We start from the raw sequence: 17,899 nt of genomic DNA on the forward strand, positions 1-17,899 counted from the left end.
CCCGGCCGGGACCCCCTTACCCCTGTGTGCCGCGTGCTCAGTCGGTCGGCAGGACCAGCGAGCTTGCCAGCAGTGAAACCTGACTCTCGCAGCCCTTGGCCAGAAGTGCCTCGGCAAGGTCTTCGGGTGCGTAGTCCAACTGTGGCAGCAGTTCGAAGGTCACTTCCACATCCGACTGGCCCCTGCGCGAAATGACGTAGGATGCCCCGTCGGTCACTGGCATCGCGACTTCCCAGGGCGCGACCATCGAGCCGGTCTGGAAGGCAAGCGTCGTGGCGCTGCCGCCGCCGGCCGGCTTGACGCTGTAGCTTTCGTCGCCCTCGTTGCTGGGCCGCCAGGCGCGCACTTCGGCCGGATCGACCACGCAGACCGGGCCGGGGCTGGTGACATCGACATACCACAGGTTGGGGCGCAGGGGCTTGCCGTCCGGACCGCTGCCGCGAACGGCCCCGGTACGCACCCGGCTGGCGCTGCGCTGGGTGGTCAGCGCGACAAAAGTCGTCGTGCGGCTGGGGCCGGCGGTGGAGCCGACCGGGAAGGTGCCGGCCCCGCGCAGGACGCGGGTGCCGCGCTTGTCGAGGATGGTCACGCTGTCCGATGCCTTGAGCGTGATTTCGCCGTCGTCGGGCAGCTTGGTGCCCGGCGGGTAGGACTTTGCCGAGGGGCCGCTGGAGGCGACGACGATGCCGGCCATCGCGGTGGCCGGAAGGGCCATCAGGGCGATGGCGGTCATGCCGCGCAGTGCGGCGCGGGCGGCGTAGTGGCGCTTATCCGAGGACATAGGCCTTGTTCCCTTCAAGTTTACGGGTTCGTTCCGAGAGATTGCGCAAGGCCGGATCCTCCGGGTGGGCACTGGCAAGCGCGTCGATGCGGTCCGCGGCGGCGGCCGGGTCGCTGTCGATCAGGGCGACGGCATCGGCCAGCGCTTCGCGATCGGCGGCAGGAAAATCGGGGGCAGGCTCGAAGATGTCGACCGGCTTGGCCCGGCCGCGCAGGACGACGCGGCCCAGCGGGCGCCACCAGTCGAGGCCCGAACGCTCCGCGAATTCGCCGCTGGCGACGACCGAGGTCCCCAAACTCTTGTTTGCGGATTCTAGGCGGGCGGCCGTGTTCATCGCATCGCCCAGTGCGGTGTACTGGATGCGCCGCTCGCCGCCGAAGTTGCCGACCACCGCCTCGCCGAAATGCTGGCCGACGCGGGTGCGGCCGATCGGCGGCAGCGATGGATCGACTGACTTGCGGAATTCCTCGCCCGCCTGCCACATGGCATACGCGCATTTCGCGGCCTTCTGGGCATCGTCCGGCCTGGCGATGGGCGCCCCCCAGAAGGCGACCACGGCATCGCCCACGTATTTGTCGACGATCCCGCCATGCTCGAGGACGACCGTGGTCAGCTTGTCGAGATATTCGTTGAGCAGCTTGGCGACGACTTCCGGCTCGAGCTGGTGGGACAGCTTGGTGAAGCCCTCGAGATCGCTGAACAGGATGTAGAGTTCGCGCTTGCTGCCCGAGAGGGTCAGCCGTTCCGGGTTGTCGATGATTTCCTGCGCAATGTCGGCCGGCAGGTACTTGCCCAGCGCGCCCTGTGCGAAGCGGCGCTCGACCGCGCCCGACGCGCGCACCGCGCTGGATACGCCGATGAAGGCAAGTATCCAGCCGGCGATCCAGCCGAAGGCGGGGGTGCCGTAAGTCTCTACTCCTGAGGCTTCCAGGTAGAAGGGCAGGCCGATCATCATCGCCAACTGGAGGATGAACAGCGGAACGATCTTCCAGGTCCGTCCGTCCAGCAGTGCGGTCAGCGACGCAGCAAAGACGAAGATGAGCCCGACCGCCCAGCGTTCCCACCCGGTGACGGGGGTGCGGTGCGCGCCGTCGAGCATCTGCGCGATCATTGCCGCATGGACCTCGATCCCGGGTACGGTGGTGCCGGTATAGCTGGTGAGGGTGGTGGTGACCTGGTCGGTATCGATGATCTGGCCGCCGATCAGCACGTAGCGCCCTTCGACTTGCGCGGCGAAGGCGGCGGCCATTTCGGGATCGTCGAGCGAGGCGAACAGGTCGATGGGGATGGACGAGAAGACCGGCGCATCGCTGTTCGCGCGGCGATAGCGGATCGATCCGGTATATCCGGCGAAGGCCTTTTCCTGCCCGGTGCCGCCCGCGGCGACCATGGCGCGTCCGAGAAGCTGCGGCAGGCCCGGTTCGAGCGAAGGCCAGACGCGCGTCGCGCCCTGGTAGTTGCTCAGGCGGATGCTGGCCGGATGCGCATTGCTGCCCTTGAGCTGGCCGAGCAGGCTCTTCAGGTACTGTTGCTGCTCGTAGTTGATGTCGTCCTTGTTCGTTGCCTGATCGGCATAGGCGACGAACGTGGGCGTACGCATCGCCCGCAGGGTCTGGACGAGCTGCGCGTCCTCGTCCTGCGGCTGGTCGAAGAGGATGTCGATGCCGATGGCCTTGGCGCCCATCGCGTCGAGCGTGCGCAGCGCCGCGGCAAGCATGCCGCGATCGAGCGGCGAGCGCTTCTTGGCGTTGATCAGGGTCTGGTCGGTATAGGCGACGATCTGGATGCGCTGGTCCTGGTCGACCTGCGGGGCCATGACGAAACTGCGCAAGTCGTAAAGCGAATCCTCGGCATCGCCGACGACCGGAATGTTCCAGCTGAAGCGGGCCAGGATCACCCCGACCAATACCAGCATCACGGTCGCGGCCATCTGCCGCTTGCTGGCTGCGCGCACCTTGCGCCAGCCCTTGCGCAGCAGGGTGGCGGTGGGGGGCTGGGCCGTTGTGTCGGGAGTGCTTGCCATGGCCGTGCCGCGCTCAGTGCGCCGGGACCGGCCGCGCCGCGTCGCCGACGATGGCGAAACCTGCCCAGTAGTAGGGATGCGAGGTCAGCGGATCGTCCATCAGGCTTGTCTGCGAGGTACGCAGGGCATTGCCGATCGAGGCGTTCTTGGCCTTGTAGAAGCCGTTGAACAGCCGCTCGGTCGCGTCGAAATCGTCGGGTGCGGGCCAGTGGCTGGCGATCACCTGCCGTCCGCCCGCCGCGATGAAGGCGCGCACGAGGCCGTCGAGCGCCTCGCCCCCGCCAGTGGCAAGGCCGGCTTCGCGCGTCGCCTCCAGACCCGCGCCCGCTGCCGTGTCGCAGGCCGAGAGGATCACGAGGTCGGCGTCGAGATGCAGGTCGAAGATTTCGCGGAAGGAGAGCAGTCCGTCCGACCGGGAATCGCCGAAGGAAGTGAGCAGGGCCGGGCGTACCGGGCAACCGACGCGCGGGGCTGTGACAAGGCCGTGGGTGGCGAAATGGACGATGCGGAAGGCGCCGAGGTCCGGCCGGGCCATGATCGCCTCGTCGGTGAAATTCGCGCCGGTCATCAGGTCGGTACTGCCCGAAAGCAGGCTCGCTGCCTCGTTCAGTTCGCGCGGGGAAATCGGCTGGTTCCAGGTCGAGAGCGGCCAGGTGCAGTCGGCATCGATGGCCACCCCTTCGCCCGAGCGGATGCCGGGGCGCACGCTGACCGGGCCGAGCGGGACATTGTTGCCCAGGCCCAGGTATTCCTTCTTGGCCGCCGATCGCGGTGCGGCGCGGGCATCGCGGAAGCTGGCGGCGGACAGCGCGGTCGACACCTCGCGATCGCGGCCAAGCCAGTCGATCCCGGTGAAGTCGTACTCGTCGCCCCCGGCCTTTACCCTGGCATGGTAGGCGGCAACGCCCCCGGCATCGTCGGTCAGCAGGTTGATCGGCAGCTTGAGCATCGCGCCTGCCGGTTCGAAGATCAGGTGCGAAAGCGAGGCGATCTCGACGCGCGCGGGGCCGAGCAGAGCCGTGTCGAGGCTGACCGCGGTGTCGATGTCGAAGGGGTAGGTGGACTGTACCCCGTTGATCGTGAGCGAGATGGAATCGCGCAAGGTGTCGACCGCGTCCTCGGCCTCCTGCGCGCTCATCGCGACTTTCCAGCCGCGCGCCTGCGTTGGGGTGATGAGAACGCCGTAAAGCGAACCGGCCAGCTGGGCCAGCTTGAAGTAGCCTTCACCCGGCCTGAGCGAGGCGCGCAACTGCTCCACCGTTGCCGTGCGCTGCGCGACGGCGCGATAGCGCGGGAACTTGGCGAGCGCGTCCATCGCTTCGAGCTGCGCGCCGGCAAGCTGGTCGCGCCGGGCCCGCAGGGCGTCGATCCGCGCATCGGTCTCGCCCGGCTGCTGCGCGGCGGTGAGACGCGCGATCTCGACGCGGGTGCGCTCCAGTTCGCGCGAAATGCCGAGCGAGCGGCGATAGAGGCCGGCGGCATCGTCCGAGCCGCCTTCCAGCTGGCGGGAAAGCTGCGTCAGCGTTTCCGCCGCGCCGGGCTGCTGCAGCAACTGGCTGGCCGTGAACAGTTCCTCGACCCTTGCCGGATCCTGCGTGGCCTCGCCGGCCAGCAGATCGAAGTAGGGTCGCATGAGGTGTTCCATGCCGACCAGCACGCCCTGGTCGCGCTCGACGTCGGCGATGACGCCGCGATAGATCGCCAGCGCTTCGTCGGCCTTGCCGCGCCGGGCGAGGAAGCCCGCGAGGCGGGCGCTCACGACATGGACCGAGGCGCTGTCCGGATAGGTCGTCTCGACAAGCTCGAGTGCGCCGCGAAGGTTGCTCTCGGCCTCGCCAAAGCGCCCCTGTGCCTCGTAGCCGAGTGCGAGTTCGGACATGATCTGCGCGCGCAGGCGGGTGATCGAGATGATCCGGCCGTCCTGCACTTTCATCGCATCGGCATAAGCCCGGGCGAGCGCCTCGCGCGCTTCGTCGGGCTTGCCGTTCAGGCGCAGCGCTGTGCCGCGAAGTTGCAGGGCCTGCGCATCGATCACGGCGGCGCGGTCCTGCGGCGAAAGGCGGGTCGGCTGGCCGAGCAGTGCGGTCAGGCTTGCGCCTGCTGCCCCGTTGAGGCTTGCCGCCGTCTGCCGGTCGATGCTCAGGGCGCCATCAGCCGTGACGGTGGGCGTGAAGGGCGGGACTTCCCGCGACAGGATCTCCAGCGCTTCCTGCGGGGCGCCGCGGTTGAGCGCATCGATGGCGGCGTAGTTGCGGGCGAGGCGCGTCTGGACCGGATCGCGCAGGTCCATGCCCTGCGCCTCGGCGAAATTGCGCCGGGCCTGGCCGAAAGCGCCGAGGTTGGACAGCTGCAGAGCCCGGTTGACCAGCGCTTCGTGGATCTGTGCCTCGTGCGATACGGCGCCGTCCTGCGTGGTATCGGCCAGGATCGCCGGGGCTGCGGCGAAGAATTCGGCCGCTTCGGCATAGGAGCCGGCGCTGTTGCCGCGATACCCCTGGCCGAGAAGCAGGCCGGGATCGCTGTTCTCGGCGCGGGCGCGGGCAAGGCTCAGGCCGTCGCTGGCTGCAAGGTTGGCAATCGAGATCGGTCCTTCGACGACGCGGTCCGCAACAAGGGAGCGCAGCGTCAGACGCAGCGCGTCATCGTATGCGGCCAGCCCTTCGACCGCGACGGTACCGCGCTCCGTCTCCTGGATGTAGATACGCCATTCAAGGCCGGACTGGCTGTCCGTGCAGGTAAGGCCCTGCGCGCCCGGCGCATCGCTGCCTGCGGGGCAAACCAGCTTCTCCGTGCGTCCGGCAGCCGCGCGCTGGATGGCGTCGGACTTGTCGCGGAAGGTATAGGCGGTGCCCACGGCGCGGGACACGTCTGCGCACAGGATCATCCACTTGCGGTCGAACACGGAGCGGCGCTGGTCGCCCATCGCCGTGCCCTGGACTTCGCAGGCCGGCCCGGCATTGCCGATCGGGAAGCTTTCCTCCGCCGAAGGGCGAAGCGGGGCTGGCGAAGCCGCGGAGGCACCAGCCGGGACGGCGAGTGCAGCGACAGCCAAGATCGACCGAAACGTACGCACCTCAATATCCCCCCAATATATTCGCCATGTATTTCCGCACCGAAGACTTGATGCGGAACTTGACCAGTCGCGGCGTAACCCCTTGCGCCGAGCCTCGTGGCCAATAAGTGCGATGCATTGTAGACCGCAACACGCTATTTGTTAAAGCCCGGTAATAAGTGATTTTTATCACCTGCTGCGCGCTTGCATCTCTGTTGTACTAGCGCAAAAAGCACGCAGGTGCGCGCAATCGACAAGTTATCCGCGTGTTAAGCATCATTTTCTGGAATCGTTGCGCCTATTCCGGCCATGGCCTGAAACTGCGTCAAGCCGGCGAATCGTCGGTATTTCGCATCCAGTCGGCCAGCTTGGCCATCGCTTCGTAGATCGCGGTGCGCTCGGCCTCGCCCGATACGGTTTCGTCGAGCGCCCCGCGCATGCACAGCAGCCAGGCATCGCGCGCGGCGCTGTCGATCGGGACATGCATGTGCCGCATGCGCATGCGTGGATGACCGCGCTCGCTCGAGTAGGCAGGCGGTCCGCCAAGCCATTCGGTCAGGTAGCGCTTGAGGATCGATCGGCTCGGTTCAAGGTCCTCGCGGTGCATGGCGCGGATTGTTCGCGCCTCTTCGAGCCGTTCCATGCGGCCATAGAAACTGTCGACGAGGCGGTCGATGGTGTCGCCGCCGCCGATGCGCTGGAAGAGGGGGGCCTCGCTCAGCTGATCACTCCATCGGCATCAAGGGTCTGGATCGCCTCGAATCCCTCGAAACGCGGTGGGCCCAGGTAGCGCGGCTTGGCGGAACCCGCCCCGGCATGCGCCTTGCGGAATGCTTCCGAACGGGTCCAGCCTTCGAAGTCCGCCTTCGATTGCCAGACGGTATGCGTGGCATAGAGGGTGTGGTCTTCGCCCTGGGGGCCACGAAGCAGATGGAAGGCGACGAAGCCGGGCACTTCATGAAGGAAGCTCTCGCGGCTCTTCCACATGGTCTCGAAGCCTTCTTCCTCGCCCCGGATGACCTGGAAGCGGTTCATCGCGATGAACATGACGGTGTCCTCCTGCAGGTTCGTGCGGCGCGCTTAAGCCAACGGCACCGAAAAGGCGAGCGTGCAGTCTGTGCGGCGGGCTGCAATCGTGCAAGACCCGGCTTCGAGGTCCGAGCGACGGCACGGTGATTGGACCATCGCTTTGCGAAAATCTTGGATGTTTCACGTTCCAGCATAAGAAGTAGCCATTGCGGTATGCCTGAGACTTCATTCCTCGAAAGACGTGCCTGCTGGACAGGCGCTGCAGCGTTCGCCGCCTTGTTTGCCGTGCCTGAAAAGACCGGGGCGCAGGAAATGGACCCGGGCCATCCGGTGCAGACCACCTCGGAGCGGCGGCAAGGCGAAGCCGAACGGATGAAGCGCACCGAGGCGCCGCTGGACATCGCCGCGGCCTATACCGCCGATGTCTGGCACAATTCGGGCGGGATCGGCAGCGGTTGGCGTTATCTCGACAATCTGGACGTCACGGCCGAGCTCGATCTCGACGCCGCCGTGGGCTGGAAAGGCGCCCGGGTCTTCGGATACGTTCTGTATAACAACGGGCGCTCGCTCAGCGAACTGACCGGGGATGCCCAGGTTGTCAGCAATATCGAGACCGGCGTGCGGGCCCTGCGCCTCTACGAGGCATGGGTCGAGCAGGACATTGCGCCGGGCGCTTCGGTGAAGGTCGGGCTCTACGATCTCAATTCGGAATTCGATGCGCTCGACACCGGGGCCCTGTTCATCGGCAGCGCCCATGGGATCGGTACGGACATCAGCCAGTCGGGCGAAAGCGGCCCATCGATTTGCCGGTGACGAGCCTGGCGCTACGGGTTCAGGCCGATGTGGGCGAGGGGCTGACCGTGCGCTTTGCCGCGCTCGACGGCGTGCCGGGCGATCCCGATCATCCCAAGCGCACCGCGATCGAGCTGGGTCATGGCGACGGCGCGCTGCTGATCGGCGAGGCGGACTGGTCGAAGGGGCCTGTGCGCATTCTGGCAGGGGCCTGGGGATACACTGCCAGCTTCGACACGCACGATGGATCGGGCAAGGCAAAGAGCCGGGGCGCCTATCTGCGAGGCGAAATGGTCCTGTCCGAGAATGCCGATCACAAGCTCAGCGCTTTCGCGCGCGGCGGGGTGGCGAGCGGCGCGGTCAATCCCTTCGGCACGTTCCTTTCAGGCGGGTTCACGCTGGACCTGCCCGGCGACTGGCAACTCGGCGCGGCCATTGCCCATGCGCGTACTTCCGCCGATTACCGCAAGGCAGTGGCTTCGAGGCGCGCCGAGACGGCGCTGGAACTCACCGTCGCCAAGGCGCTAACGCCATGGCTCAGCATTCAGCCAGACCTGCAATACGTCATCGATCCCGGCGCCGCGCCCGGAGTGGAAGACGCACTGGCCGCGGGTCTGCGGGTGACATTGAGCATCTGACGCCGCCGCGCCGCGCGGCCGCGACCGGTGGATGCTCCTTCTCAGTGCTTTCTCAGTGCTCCGGTTCGTCCGGGCGCTGGGGTTCGGGCAGGGGCAGCCACTGTTCCGCGTCCATCCCTTCGAACCAGGCATGCGGCGCTTCGCCGGCCTTCGGCCATAGCGGGCGCAGCGTGTCGCCATCGTAAAGGAAGCCGCCGCGCATGACGGCATCGATGGCGCGGGCATTGCGGATGTCGCGGCGCGGGTCGGCGTCGAGCACCACGAGGTCGGCCAGCTTGCCCGGCTCGATCGTTCCGAGATCGGCAAGTCGCCCGATCGTCTCGGCAGAGCCCGCAGTCGCCGCGTGCAGCACCGCTTCGGGCGTCATCCCGCCCAGCGCGTGCGCTTCCATTTCCCAGTGATAGCCGATGCCCGGGGCCTCTCCGTGCGAGCCCATGCCGACGAGCCCACCTGCCTTGGCCAGCGTTGCCGCATCGCGCGCGATCTCGCGGAAGCGGGTTTCCCCGAGGGGATGAAAGTCGCGCCCGCTGGTGAGCTTCTGGCGAATGGCGCTGGGCGACCAGAACCGGCGGATCTTGGCATCGACCACCGGATCGTCGTGGGCGATGAACCAGTCCATCGCCGGTGAGCCGCTGTTGGTGATGCTCAGGGTCGTGGTGTAGCTTGTGCGCTGGGCAACGAGGACCTGGATCAGGTCGTCACCCAGTTGCGGGGCGGGCAGGGCGTGTTCGTTGCCCGCATAGCCATCGAGGATCTGCGTCAGGTCGAGCTTGAGCGAAAGCGCGCCTTCGGTGGTGGGCAGCAGGTGCTGCTCGCGCGCGGCCATCGCCACCCATTGGCGCACTTCGCGTTTCCCGGTGCGGTATTCCTTGAGGTTCGAAAGACGATAGCCCTGCGAATAGCGCGAAAGAACGCGCCGGGCATCGCCAAGAGAGGCGATGCGCTGGCGTGAGAACACCGCCGTTCCGGTCGAGCGCATGCGCGGGGCGAGGATGAGTCCGGCATCGACCATGCCTTCGTAGTCGAGGTGGTCGACCGACAGCGTCGAGGGGTCGAAGCTGGTGGTGACGCCGTAGGCCAGTCTCGCGCGCATCCCCCACAGCTCGCGTGCCGGGTTGTTGCGTCGGATCGAGCCGATGTGGTCGTGGACATCGATGTACCCGGGCACGACGAACTTGCCCGAAACGTCGCGTATAGCGGTGCCTGGGGGAACATCGAAGCTGCCGCGCGGACCGACCTGCACGAAGCGGTCTCCGCTCACGAGGACATCGGCGTTCTCGATAGCCCTGTCGCCCTGCGCCATGGTGAGGACGGTGGCGCCGCGCAGCAGGATCGATCCCTGCGGCACGGCGCGCGGCAGGCTCGCTTCAAGACGCATGGCGGCCAGTTCGCTGCCGCCTGCTGCCTCGCGGCGGGTGAACAGGGTGCCGCTGACCATGTCGATGCTGCGGTCCCCGCTCCATTCGAACCAGTCGACGCCCATGCCGGGCAGGACATGCGCGGGGCTGTCGGCGGCGGTGAGGTCCACTTCCTTTGCCGGATCGATGGGCGTGGGCAGCACGTAGAGGCGGTTCGCGATCATCGCCGCGACATGGCTGCCATCGGGGCTGATGCGCATGTCGTCGGCGTCGGCGTTGCCTTCGACGAAGTAGTACGCCGGTCCGGTGACATGGGCGACGGGTGTGACCTTGCCCGTGCCGATGTCGACCCGGGCAAGTCCGCCTGCATCGAGCAGGAAGACGCTGCCGGGGGCGGTCCGCGCAAAGTGCGGCCGCGCCCCGAAGTCGCCCTGTGCGACGAGGCGCAGGCCGCTGCCGTCGGCGTTCAACTCGATCAGTTCGCTCTTGCGCAAGGAGCCGAATTCGAAGTTTGTCTGCCGCCGCTCCTCCAGCGAGGAGCGCAGGACGAGCAGGTGTTTTCCGTCAGGCGTAAAGACAGGGAAACGGAAATATGCAGGGAACCGGGTCAGCCGCGTAGCTGTACCGCTGCCGCCGGCAGGCATGGTCCACACGGCGCCCCCTTCGGCCTCGGACCAGGTGACGAAAGTCAGGGTTCTGCCATCGGGCGACCAGGCCATCTGCGCCGGGCTTTCGCCATCGAACGGCAGGCGCCGTGCGATCTTGCCGCCGAGATCCTGCACCCACAGCGATCCCAGCGCGGCAAAGGCAATCCGCTGCCCGTCTGGCGAGGGCAATGCAGCCATCGCCAGCTTCGCCTCGACCGGCCCGGTCGGCTCGTGGATCGCAAAGCGCGTGGACAGGCCAAGAGCGACGCGTGCGGTCAGCTTGCGCTCGATTCCCCGGCTGCTGCCATCGGCAAGCTCGCGCCGTTCGAACCGGCCCCCATGGCTGAGGATCAGGGCGTCCCCCCCGGGCGTAAAGGCCATGCCCGGGACCATGCCCTGCCATGAAGACGCCTGCAGCGCGTCCAGCTCGGTTTCGCCCAGCGCCGCGTCCTCGCCGGTTTCCAGATTGCGCAGTCGCAGCAAGCTGCGCCCTTCGCGCCGGGTGACATAGGCGAGCCGGGTTCCGTCCGGCGAGACATGCGGCGCGAAGAAGGTTTCTTCCCCCGTTCCGCGTCCGCCCGACCCGGCGATCACTTCCACTTCCTTGCCGGTGGCAAGGTCGCGGCGCAGGATCGTCCACTTCGTCGGGACGTCGAATTCCAGCCCGTCGATCCGGCGTGCATAGTAGAGGTATCGACCATCGGGCGACGCAGCCGCGCCGAGCGTGGACCGCCAGGCCGAGCGCGGCGCGTCCCTGGCCGGCTTGATCGGTTCGAGCAGGCTCGCCGCGCCGGTCAGGGGAAACTGCCAGAACTCGTAATTGTTGAGGTCGGGTCGGTAGCGACTGGCAAAGACAGTCCTGCCGTCAGCGCTCCACGTCGGCGAGGCCATCGCGGTATCGTCGTCGAAGGCGGAAATGCGCCGGGCCTGCGAGCCATCGGTGCGTGCGATCCAGATGTTCTCGGACCCGCTGCGGTCGCTGGTAAAGGCGATCCATTGCCCGTCGGGCGAGAAGGTGGGCTGGGCATCGAAGGCAAGGCCTTCGCTTAGCTGCCGCGCTTTCCCGCCGCTGGCCGGCATCGTGTAGAGATCGCCGAGCACGTCGAAGACGAGCGTGCGGCCATCGGGCGAGACCGTTACCGAGGACCATGTGGTGCGCTCCGGGTGGAGCGTAAGCACCCGCTCGGGCTTGAGCGGAAGGTCCGCCAGCCCTGCGCCGGGAAGGCTCAGTGCCGTGACAAGCAGTGCTGCGGCGAGTGCTTTTCGCATCATGTCCCCGTGTCGTGGCGGCCCGGCAGACCGCTGCGGTGTTATATCGGTATGGCCGCCGCTCCCGGGCCAGGGCAATGGGTGAGGAAGTAACTTTTGCGGCTCACTTGCGCCGATCCCGGTTGAACGCCTCCATCCAGTTGCGCAAATCGGCGTCCGGATGGCTGGCAAGGATGGTCTCCAGCACTTCCGGGCTTTCGTCCTGCCCCAGCTTGAAGGTCGCATCGAGCGAGGTAACGCGCGCTTCGAAACCGATGATCATGCCAAGCATGCCGGCGTAGCGTTCTTCCAGTTCGGCCACGTCCCAGGGCTTCTCGCGCCCTTCCTCGCAAGCGGCGACGAGACGGGCGACGGCCCCTGCGGTCAACGCTTCGTCGATGCGCACATCGGCCTCGATGCGCGCCTGCGCGTAGTTCCAGGTCGGACCCCACTTGCGGCGACCGGCATGTTCGGCAGAGACATAGGCCTGCGGGCCGGTGAACAGGAACTGCGCCTTGCCACCTTGCGCGAACAGCGCGTGCAGCGGGTTGCGGCGCGACATGTGGCCGACAAGGCCGGTGAGCGCGCCATCCTCGTCATAAGTCCCCAGCATCGGCAGCAGACTGGCCGATGCCGCGGGCGCGCCCGGGCAAAGCACCCAGGCGAGCGGATATTCGGCGATCAGTCGCCGTATGTCCTCATGCCTGTATCGGTCGAATGCCGGGTTCAGCATGGGCCTGCGATCCGTTTCATGCCGTCCTGTCTCGTGCGCGCGGTCCAGTCTGCGCCCATTTTCATGCCCCCATAGTCGTACCCGAGGGTCCTTGATCATCTTCGGTCTGGTCCAGCACAAGTGCCAATACAGAATATCTCTATGGTCCAATGCGCTGGCGCCTGTTAGGCAGGCGGTGTGGAGGGAGCGTGAAGCACGCCCACGGGAGACTGAAAACATGCTGCGGCCCTGGCAGGTTACCTTGAGTGAACGGATCGATCCCGAACGCGGGACGCCGATCTACATGCAGATCATCCATGCCCTGATCCGGGACATCGAGACCGGGCGCCTGACTTCCGGCACGTTCCTGCCCAGCAGCCGCGAACTGGCCGGCGCGCTCGGCGTCAATCGCAAGACCGTCGTCCTCGCCTACGAGGATCTCATCGCGCAGGGCTGGCTATCGACCGAGGGCACGCGCGGGACCATGGTCTCGCGCTCGCTGCCCAGCAGCCCATCGGGAGAACCTTCGGTCGAAGCCGGGGCCAGGTTCGATCAGGCCCTTTACCGCTTTGCCGAGGCGCCGGACCGGCCGCTTGCCCTGCCCGGCGGCAAGGGCATCAAGCTCGACGAAGGTGCACCCGACGGGCGGCTGTTTCCCGCCGACCAGCTTGCCCGCGCCTATCGCTCGGCGATCAGCCGGGCTTCACGCTCGAACCGTCTGCAGTACCGCGACCCGCGTGGATCGGAAGGCCTGCGCGAACAAGTGGCCGAAATGCTGCGCACCCAGCGCGGCCTGCCGGTCTCGATGGAGAACATCTGCATCACCCGCGGCAGCCAGAACGGCCTGTTCCTGGCGCTGCAGGTGCTGATCGAGCCGGGCGATACGGTGATCGTCGAGGAACTGACTTACGAGCCCGCCGTCGCCGCGATCCGGGCGCTGGGCGGCAAGGTCATCCCGGTCGGTCTCGACGAGGAGGGCATCAACGTGGCGGAAGTGGAGGAATGCTGCCGCCGCCATGCGGTGCGCGCGATCTTCCTGACGCCGCACCACCAGTTCCCGACGACGGTCGCGCTGCGGCCCGAGCGGCGCCTGCAGCTCCTCGATCTCGCCCGCCAGTTCGGGGTGGCGATCATCGAGGACGATTACGACCACGAATTCCATTTCCAGTCGCAGCCGCTGCTGCCGATGGCGGGATATGCTCCGGCCCAGGTGATCTACCTGGGATCGATGTCCAAGCTGCTCCTGCCTGCCTTGCGCATCGGCTACATGGCCGCGCCGGAAAAGGTCATCGACGCCATCGCCCACCGTGTTTCGCTGACCGACGGCATGGGCAATACGGTGACCGAGGATGCCGCCGCCGAACTGATCCGCAGCGGTGAGGTGCGTCGCCACGCGCGCAAGGCCTGGAGGGTCTATTCCGAGCGGCGCGAGTCCTTTGCCAGGCTGCTGCACGAGCATCTTGGCGAGCATTGCAGTTTCGCGGTCCCGGATGGCGGGCTGGCCTTCTGGCTGCGCTTTTCCGGCGACCTTGACCTGATCGAGGCGCGGGCGCGGGAGCAGGGCCTGCGCTTTGCCAGCCACCGCTCGTTCATGGCCCGCGATACGGCGGCAAAGGGCATGCGGCTCGGGTTTGCGAGCCTCAACGAAGCGGAAGCCGAACGCGCCATCGCCGCCCTCGCGGCGGCCACCAGGGCGGACTGAGCCGCGAGAATGATCTGGCCCCATCGATTTCTTCGAATTGGGCGTTTTGGCCGACAAATAGGGCGCTAGTCGCGATCTATTAGAAACGAGCCTGACGGGTACGCATCGATCAGGAGTCTCGGCCGCCGTACCTTCCTCTCCCGCGCGGGATTTGCGGCGGCCGAGCAGTGTGCTTTCGGCCTGTACCGATCCGCTTCTCGCTGCCGCGGCCATTCCCGCTTGACGCTGACGGGTGCGGCCAGGCGTGTGATGCTGGCGGGGCCAATGCACAGTCCTGCCCGCCCGATCGGCATGTCGCATTTCACGATGCCATGCTATCTTGCGCGTGCGGCCCGGCCCGGCATCGGCGGCAGGAAACCTGCACAATAATCCATGTCTCAGCCCGGTGCGCCGATTTTGCCGTTTCCGATCCGTGGCTTGCACGGATTGATCGGGACGCGGCGGGCAATGTGCGGGTCGGAGAGGCCCGGTCAGGAGGGAAGAAAGTCCACGGCTGATCCTTTGGTCCCCTGAACTCGCAAAACTTGGATGTTTTGCTGGACTATGGGCCGGGGGATTGTGGCGAAGTGGCGGCCCGCAGGGAGGACCGCCCGATACGAGCAGATCGCAAGAGCGAAGATCGTTTGCCAGTGGGGGTTAACATGAAGAATGATTTTGAGGTCACTCGCACCAGTGTTTCCGCGGCGCTCCGGCAGCGCGGCAGCCTGACCGTCCTCGCCGCCGCGCTTTGCGCCATCGCCAGCCCGGCCGCCGCGCAGGACTCCAGGGAAATCGTCGTCACCGCACAGCGGGTCAACGCCACCCACGTCGAGAACGGCGGTTCGGCGGGTGTGCTGGGCAACAAGGCCGCCGAAGACCTGCCTTTCAACGTGCGCAGCTTCGATGAAACGCTGATCCTCAACCAGCAGCCAAAGTCGCTCGGCGAAGTGCTCGAGAACGATCCGACCGTGCGCACGACCTACGGGTTCGGCAATGCGGCGGAAAGCTTCGTCATCCGCGGCTTCGAGCTGTTCGGCGACGACGTCGGCCTCAACGGTCTCTACGGTATCACCCCGCGCCAGCTGATTGCGCCGGAACTTTTCGAAAGCGTCCAGGTGCTCAATGGCTCGTCGGCCTTCCTCAATGGCGCAGCGCCGGGCGGTTCGGGCCTTGGCGGTAGCGTCAACCTGCTGCTCAAGCGCGCCGGTGACGCGCCGCTCAACCGCGTGACTGCAGGCTATACCTCGGATTCGCACTTCGGCGGCAGCTTCGACGTCTCGCGCCGCTTCGGCGACTTCGGCGTGCGCGTGAACGGCAACTACCAGGACGGCCAGCTCGGCATCGACCGCGAGGATCGCATGTCGGGCGTTCTGGGCGCCGGCTTCGACTGGTCCAATGGCCCGGTCCGTGTCTCGCTCGACCTCGGTTACCAGAAGGTGCGCGTCGACGATCTGCGCCCCAAGGTGACGATCTATACCGCGACCATCCCGCGGGTGCCCAAGGCCAGCGCCAACTATTCGCAGAAGTACACCTACAGCAAGCTGCGCGATATCTTCGGCGTCTTCAACTTCGAGTACGACTTTGCTGAAAATGCGACGCTCTGGGCCAAGGCCGGCGCGCGCGACGGCAGCGAGGACGGTATCTACGGCGGCTTCAACCTGTTCGATGCGACCACTGGCGACGGTTCGGGCAATGCCCTTTACGTGCCGCGCACCGACAATAACGAAGCGGCCGAGGTCGGCGCGCGCGTCAAGCTGGGCAGCGCCGTCACGCATGAGATCGTCGTGGGCGGCAATGCCAGCTGGCAGGTCAACCGCAATGCCTTCGACTTCCTCTATGGCGACGGTTTTGCCGGCTTCCCGACCAATCTCTACGATACCCCGCAGCTCGATCCGCTGACTTCCTCGCTTGTCGGCGGCGATCTCAACGATCCCTACCCGATCTCGCGCACGCGGCTCTGGTCGGCCTTCGCCTCCGACACCGTCGGTTTCCTCGACGATCGCATCCTCGTGACCGGCGGCCTGCGTCTGCAGACGCTCAACATCAAGACCTATGGCTATTACGATGGCGGCCTGCCGGAATCGGCTTACGATGCCGACGAGGTGACGCCGGTCGTCGGCGTGGTCGTGAAACCGGTAGAGGGGCTGTCGCTCTACGCCAACCGGATCGAGGCGCTGCAACAGGGGCCCACCGCCGGCTTCGGCGCCGCCAACTTCGGCGAAGTCTTCCCGCCCTACGTCTCGACCCAGTACGAGTTCGGCGGCAAGGGCAAGATCGGCCCGATGTTCGTGAGCCTGGCGTTCTACCAGATCAAGAAGCCCAACGGGTACATCGACAACAATACGCTGGTTTTCGCGGTCAACGGCGAGCAGCGCAACCGCGGCATGGAGCTTACGCTCAACGGCGAACTGGCCCCCGGCCTGCGCCTGATCTCGGGTCTTGCGGTCAATGACGCCAAGCTGACCAAGACCGGCGACGCCACCGAGGGCAACGATGCCAAGGGCGTGCCCGATTGGACCGCGAACGCGAACATCGAGTGGGATACCCCGATGATCGAGGGCCTGACCCTGACCGGGCGCGTGATCTATACCGGCAAGCAGTGGGTCGATGCGGCCAATACGCTGCGCCTGCCGGACTGGGCCGTGTTCAACCTCGGCGCGCGCTATGTCCTTGCTGCGGGAGACGTGCCCGTCACGCTGCGCTTCAACGTCGATAACGTTGCCAACAAGCGGTACTGGGCCTCGGCCTACGACGCCTTCTCCTCGGCCCTGCTGCAAGGCGCGCCTCGGACCTTCAAGGCTTCCATCTCGGCTGACTTCTGACGAAGCCAGCCTAGACTGCGGCCCGGCGCCTTTCCTCTCCCTCCCGCCGGGCCGCAGATCCTTTCCGATATGAGGGGGCCAGCGCCGGACTTTCCGGCCATGCCCCAAGAGAAGGTCATGTTCGAAAACGACGACGTCGATCCGCAGATCCGGGACTTCCTGAACCGCATGTTCGCGTCCTCGGCCGCGCTCGGTTCGCGGCCCGGGCTGTCCGCGCCGGAACGGCGTGCGATTGCCGAGCGTCAGCGCGAGCCATGGGTGCGGGGCGGCCCTGCGATGCATGCCAGCGAGGAGCTGCGCGTCGGGCAGTCCCAGGTCCGCGTCCGGATCCACCGGCCGGTGGCGGACGCGGACCTGCCGGTGCTCGTCTATCTCCACGGCGGCGGCTGGACCCTGTTCAGCATCGACACGCATGACCGCCTGATGCGTGAGTATGCGGCGCGCTCGGGCTGCGCTGTTATCGGCATCGACTATGCACTGGCGCCCGAGCACCGCTTTCCGCGCGCGCTGGACGACATTGCGCAAGTGCTCGACTGGCTGGCCGCGAAAGGCGCCGACCACGGGCTCGATCCGGCGCGATATGCTCTCGGCGGCGACAGCGCCGGCGCCAATCTCTCGGTTGCCGCGGCCATCGACCGGCGCGACAGCGGTGCGGCGATGCCAAGCGGGTTGCTCCTCAATTACGGAGCCTTCGACGGCGAATGGCGGGCCAGCTACGAGCGCTACGGCGACGGCGACCGCTATATGCTGACCGGTCCCGAAATGGACGAGTTCTGGGAAAGCTACCTCGGCGCCGATGCCCTTTCACCGGAGAGGATGGATCCGCGCGCCCGGGTCTTCCACGCCGAATTGCATGGCCTGCCGCCGAGCTGGCTGTGCGTCGCGCGCTGCGACATCCTTCTGGACGAGAATGTGCTGATGGCCGAACGCCTGACCGCGGCGGGCGTCGAGGCGCACCTGAAGATCTACGATGGCGCCACGCACAGCTTCCTGGAAGCTGTGGCGATTTCCTCGATTGCCGACAGGGCCATTGCCGAAGCATCCGAGTGGCTTGCCGCAGTGCTGGATTAAAATCCTGCGAACTGGCTGCAAGGGCATGGCGTACGGGCGCTATCC

12 protein-coding genes are annotated in these 17,899 nt (G+C 66.6%); 5 read left to right on the top strand and 7 right to left on the bottom strand.

Annotation, left to right across the window (positions count from 1 at the left end; all coding sequences use genetic code 11):
• Nucleotides 1–37: 37 nt before the first annotated feature.
• From J3474_RS06575 to J3474_RS06595, 5 genes are all read right to left on the bottom strand, one after another.
• Entirely contained in the window at nucleotides 38–781 is a 744-nt protein-coding gene (locus tag J3474_RS06575) for a hypothetical protein (protein ID WP_207093473.1), read from the bottom strand.
• Nucleotides 768–2,804 carry an adenylate/guanylate cyclase domain-containing protein gene (locus J3474_RS06580; RefSeq protein WP_207093474.1) on the bottom strand — a complete coding sequence of 679 codons (2,037 nt, stop codon included), beginning with the start codon at nucleotides 2,802–2,804 and terminating at the stop codon, nucleotides 768–770. The genes J3474_RS06575 and J3474_RS06580 overlap by 14 nt, the downstream gene beginning before the upstream one ends.
• 13 nt (nucleotides 2,805–2,817) lie before the next feature.
• A complete protein-coding gene (locus J3474_RS06585) occupies nucleotides 2,818–5,856 on the bottom strand; it encodes a CHAT domain-containing protein (protein WP_242528221.1) in 3,039 nt (1,012 codons plus the stop codon).
• Between the two features lie 325 nt (nucleotides 5,857–6,181).
• Nucleotides 6,182–6,577, bottom strand: a complete 396-nt coding sequence (locus tag J3474_RS06590; protein ID WP_086000013.1) for a group II truncated hemoglobin — start codon at nucleotides 6,575–6,577, stop codon at nucleotides 6,182–6,184.
• Nucleotides 6,574–6,903 (bottom strand): antibiotic biosynthesis monooxygenase, encoded by a 330-nt coding sequence (locus tag J3474_RS06595; protein ID WP_013832038.1) that lies wholly within the window; start codon nucleotides 6,901–6,903, stop codon nucleotides 6,574–6,576. The genes J3474_RS06590 and J3474_RS06595 overlap by 4 nt, the downstream gene beginning before the upstream one ends.
• A gap of 195 nt (nucleotides 6,904–7,098) precedes the next feature.
• Between J3474_RS06595 and J3474_RS22895 the strand changes: the two genes are divergently transcribed.
• Together J3474_RS22895 and J3474_RS22900 are read left to right on the top strand one after the other, a co-directional pair.
• Nucleotides 7,099–7,698, top strand: coding sequence for a carbohydrate porin (locus tag J3474_RS22895; protein ID WP_256437827.1), 600 nt, complete (start codon nucleotides 7,099–7,101; stop codon nucleotides 7,696–7,698).
• Complete coding sequence (locus tag J3474_RS22900; RefSeq protein ID WP_256437828.1) at nucleotides 7,695–8,315, top strand: carbohydrate porin; 621 nt, start codon at nucleotides 7,695–7,697, stop codon at nucleotides 8,313–8,315. The genes J3474_RS22895 and J3474_RS22900 overlap by 4 nt, the downstream gene beginning before the upstream one ends.
• A gap of 52 nt (nucleotides 8,316–8,367) precedes the next feature.
• Here the strand turns inward: J3474_RS22900 and J3474_RS06605 are convergent, their stop codons facing one another.
• Both J3474_RS06605 and J3474_RS06610 read right to left on the bottom strand, forming a co-directional pair.
• Nucleotides 8,368–11,592 carry an amidohydrolase family protein gene (locus J3474_RS06605; protein ID WP_207093475.1) on the bottom strand — a complete coding sequence of 1,075 codons (3,225 nt, stop codon included), beginning with the start codon at nucleotides 11,590–11,592 and terminating at the stop codon, nucleotides 8,368–8,370.
• A 100-nt stretch (nucleotides 11,593–11,692) separates the two neighbouring features.
• Complete coding sequence (locus tag J3474_RS06610) at nucleotides 11,693–12,301, bottom strand: FMN-binding negative transcriptional regulator (protein WP_207093476.1); 609 nt, start codon at nucleotides 12,299–12,301, stop codon at nucleotides 11,693–11,695.
• Between the two features lie 217 nt (nucleotides 12,302–12,518).
• Between J3474_RS06610 and J3474_RS06615 the strand changes: the two genes are divergently transcribed.
• The 3 genes from J3474_RS06615 to J3474_RS06625 all read left to right on the top strand — a co-directional run bounded on the left by J3474_RS06615 (nucleotide 12,519) and on the right by J3474_RS06625 (nucleotide 17,854).
• A complete protein-coding gene (locus J3474_RS06615; protein WP_013832042.1) occupies nucleotides 12,519–13,982 on the top strand; it encodes a PLP-dependent aminotransferase family protein in 1,464 nt (487 codons plus the stop codon).
• A gap of 641 nt (nucleotides 13,983–14,623) precedes the next feature.
• The gene (locus J3474_RS06620) at nucleotides 14,624–16,783 is read left to right on the top strand and encodes a TonB-dependent siderophore receptor (protein WP_207093477.1); all 2,160 of its coding nucleotides are present in this window, start codon (nucleotides 14,624–14,626) and stop codon (nucleotides 16,781–16,783) included.
• Nucleotides 16,784–16,882: 99 nt separating this feature from the next.
• Nucleotides 16,883–17,854, top strand: coding sequence for an alpha/beta hydrolase (locus J3474_RS06625; protein WP_242528222.1), 972 nt, complete (start codon nucleotides 16,883–16,885; stop codon nucleotides 17,852–17,854).
• The last annotated feature ends 45 nt before the right edge of the window (nucleotides 17,855–17,899 follow it).

The organism is Novosphingobium sp. PY1 (assembly GCF_017312445.1).
In the GTDB taxonomy this organism is placed as follows: Bacteria; Pseudomonadota; Alphaproteobacteria; order Sphingomonadales; family Sphingomonadaceae; genus Novosphingobium.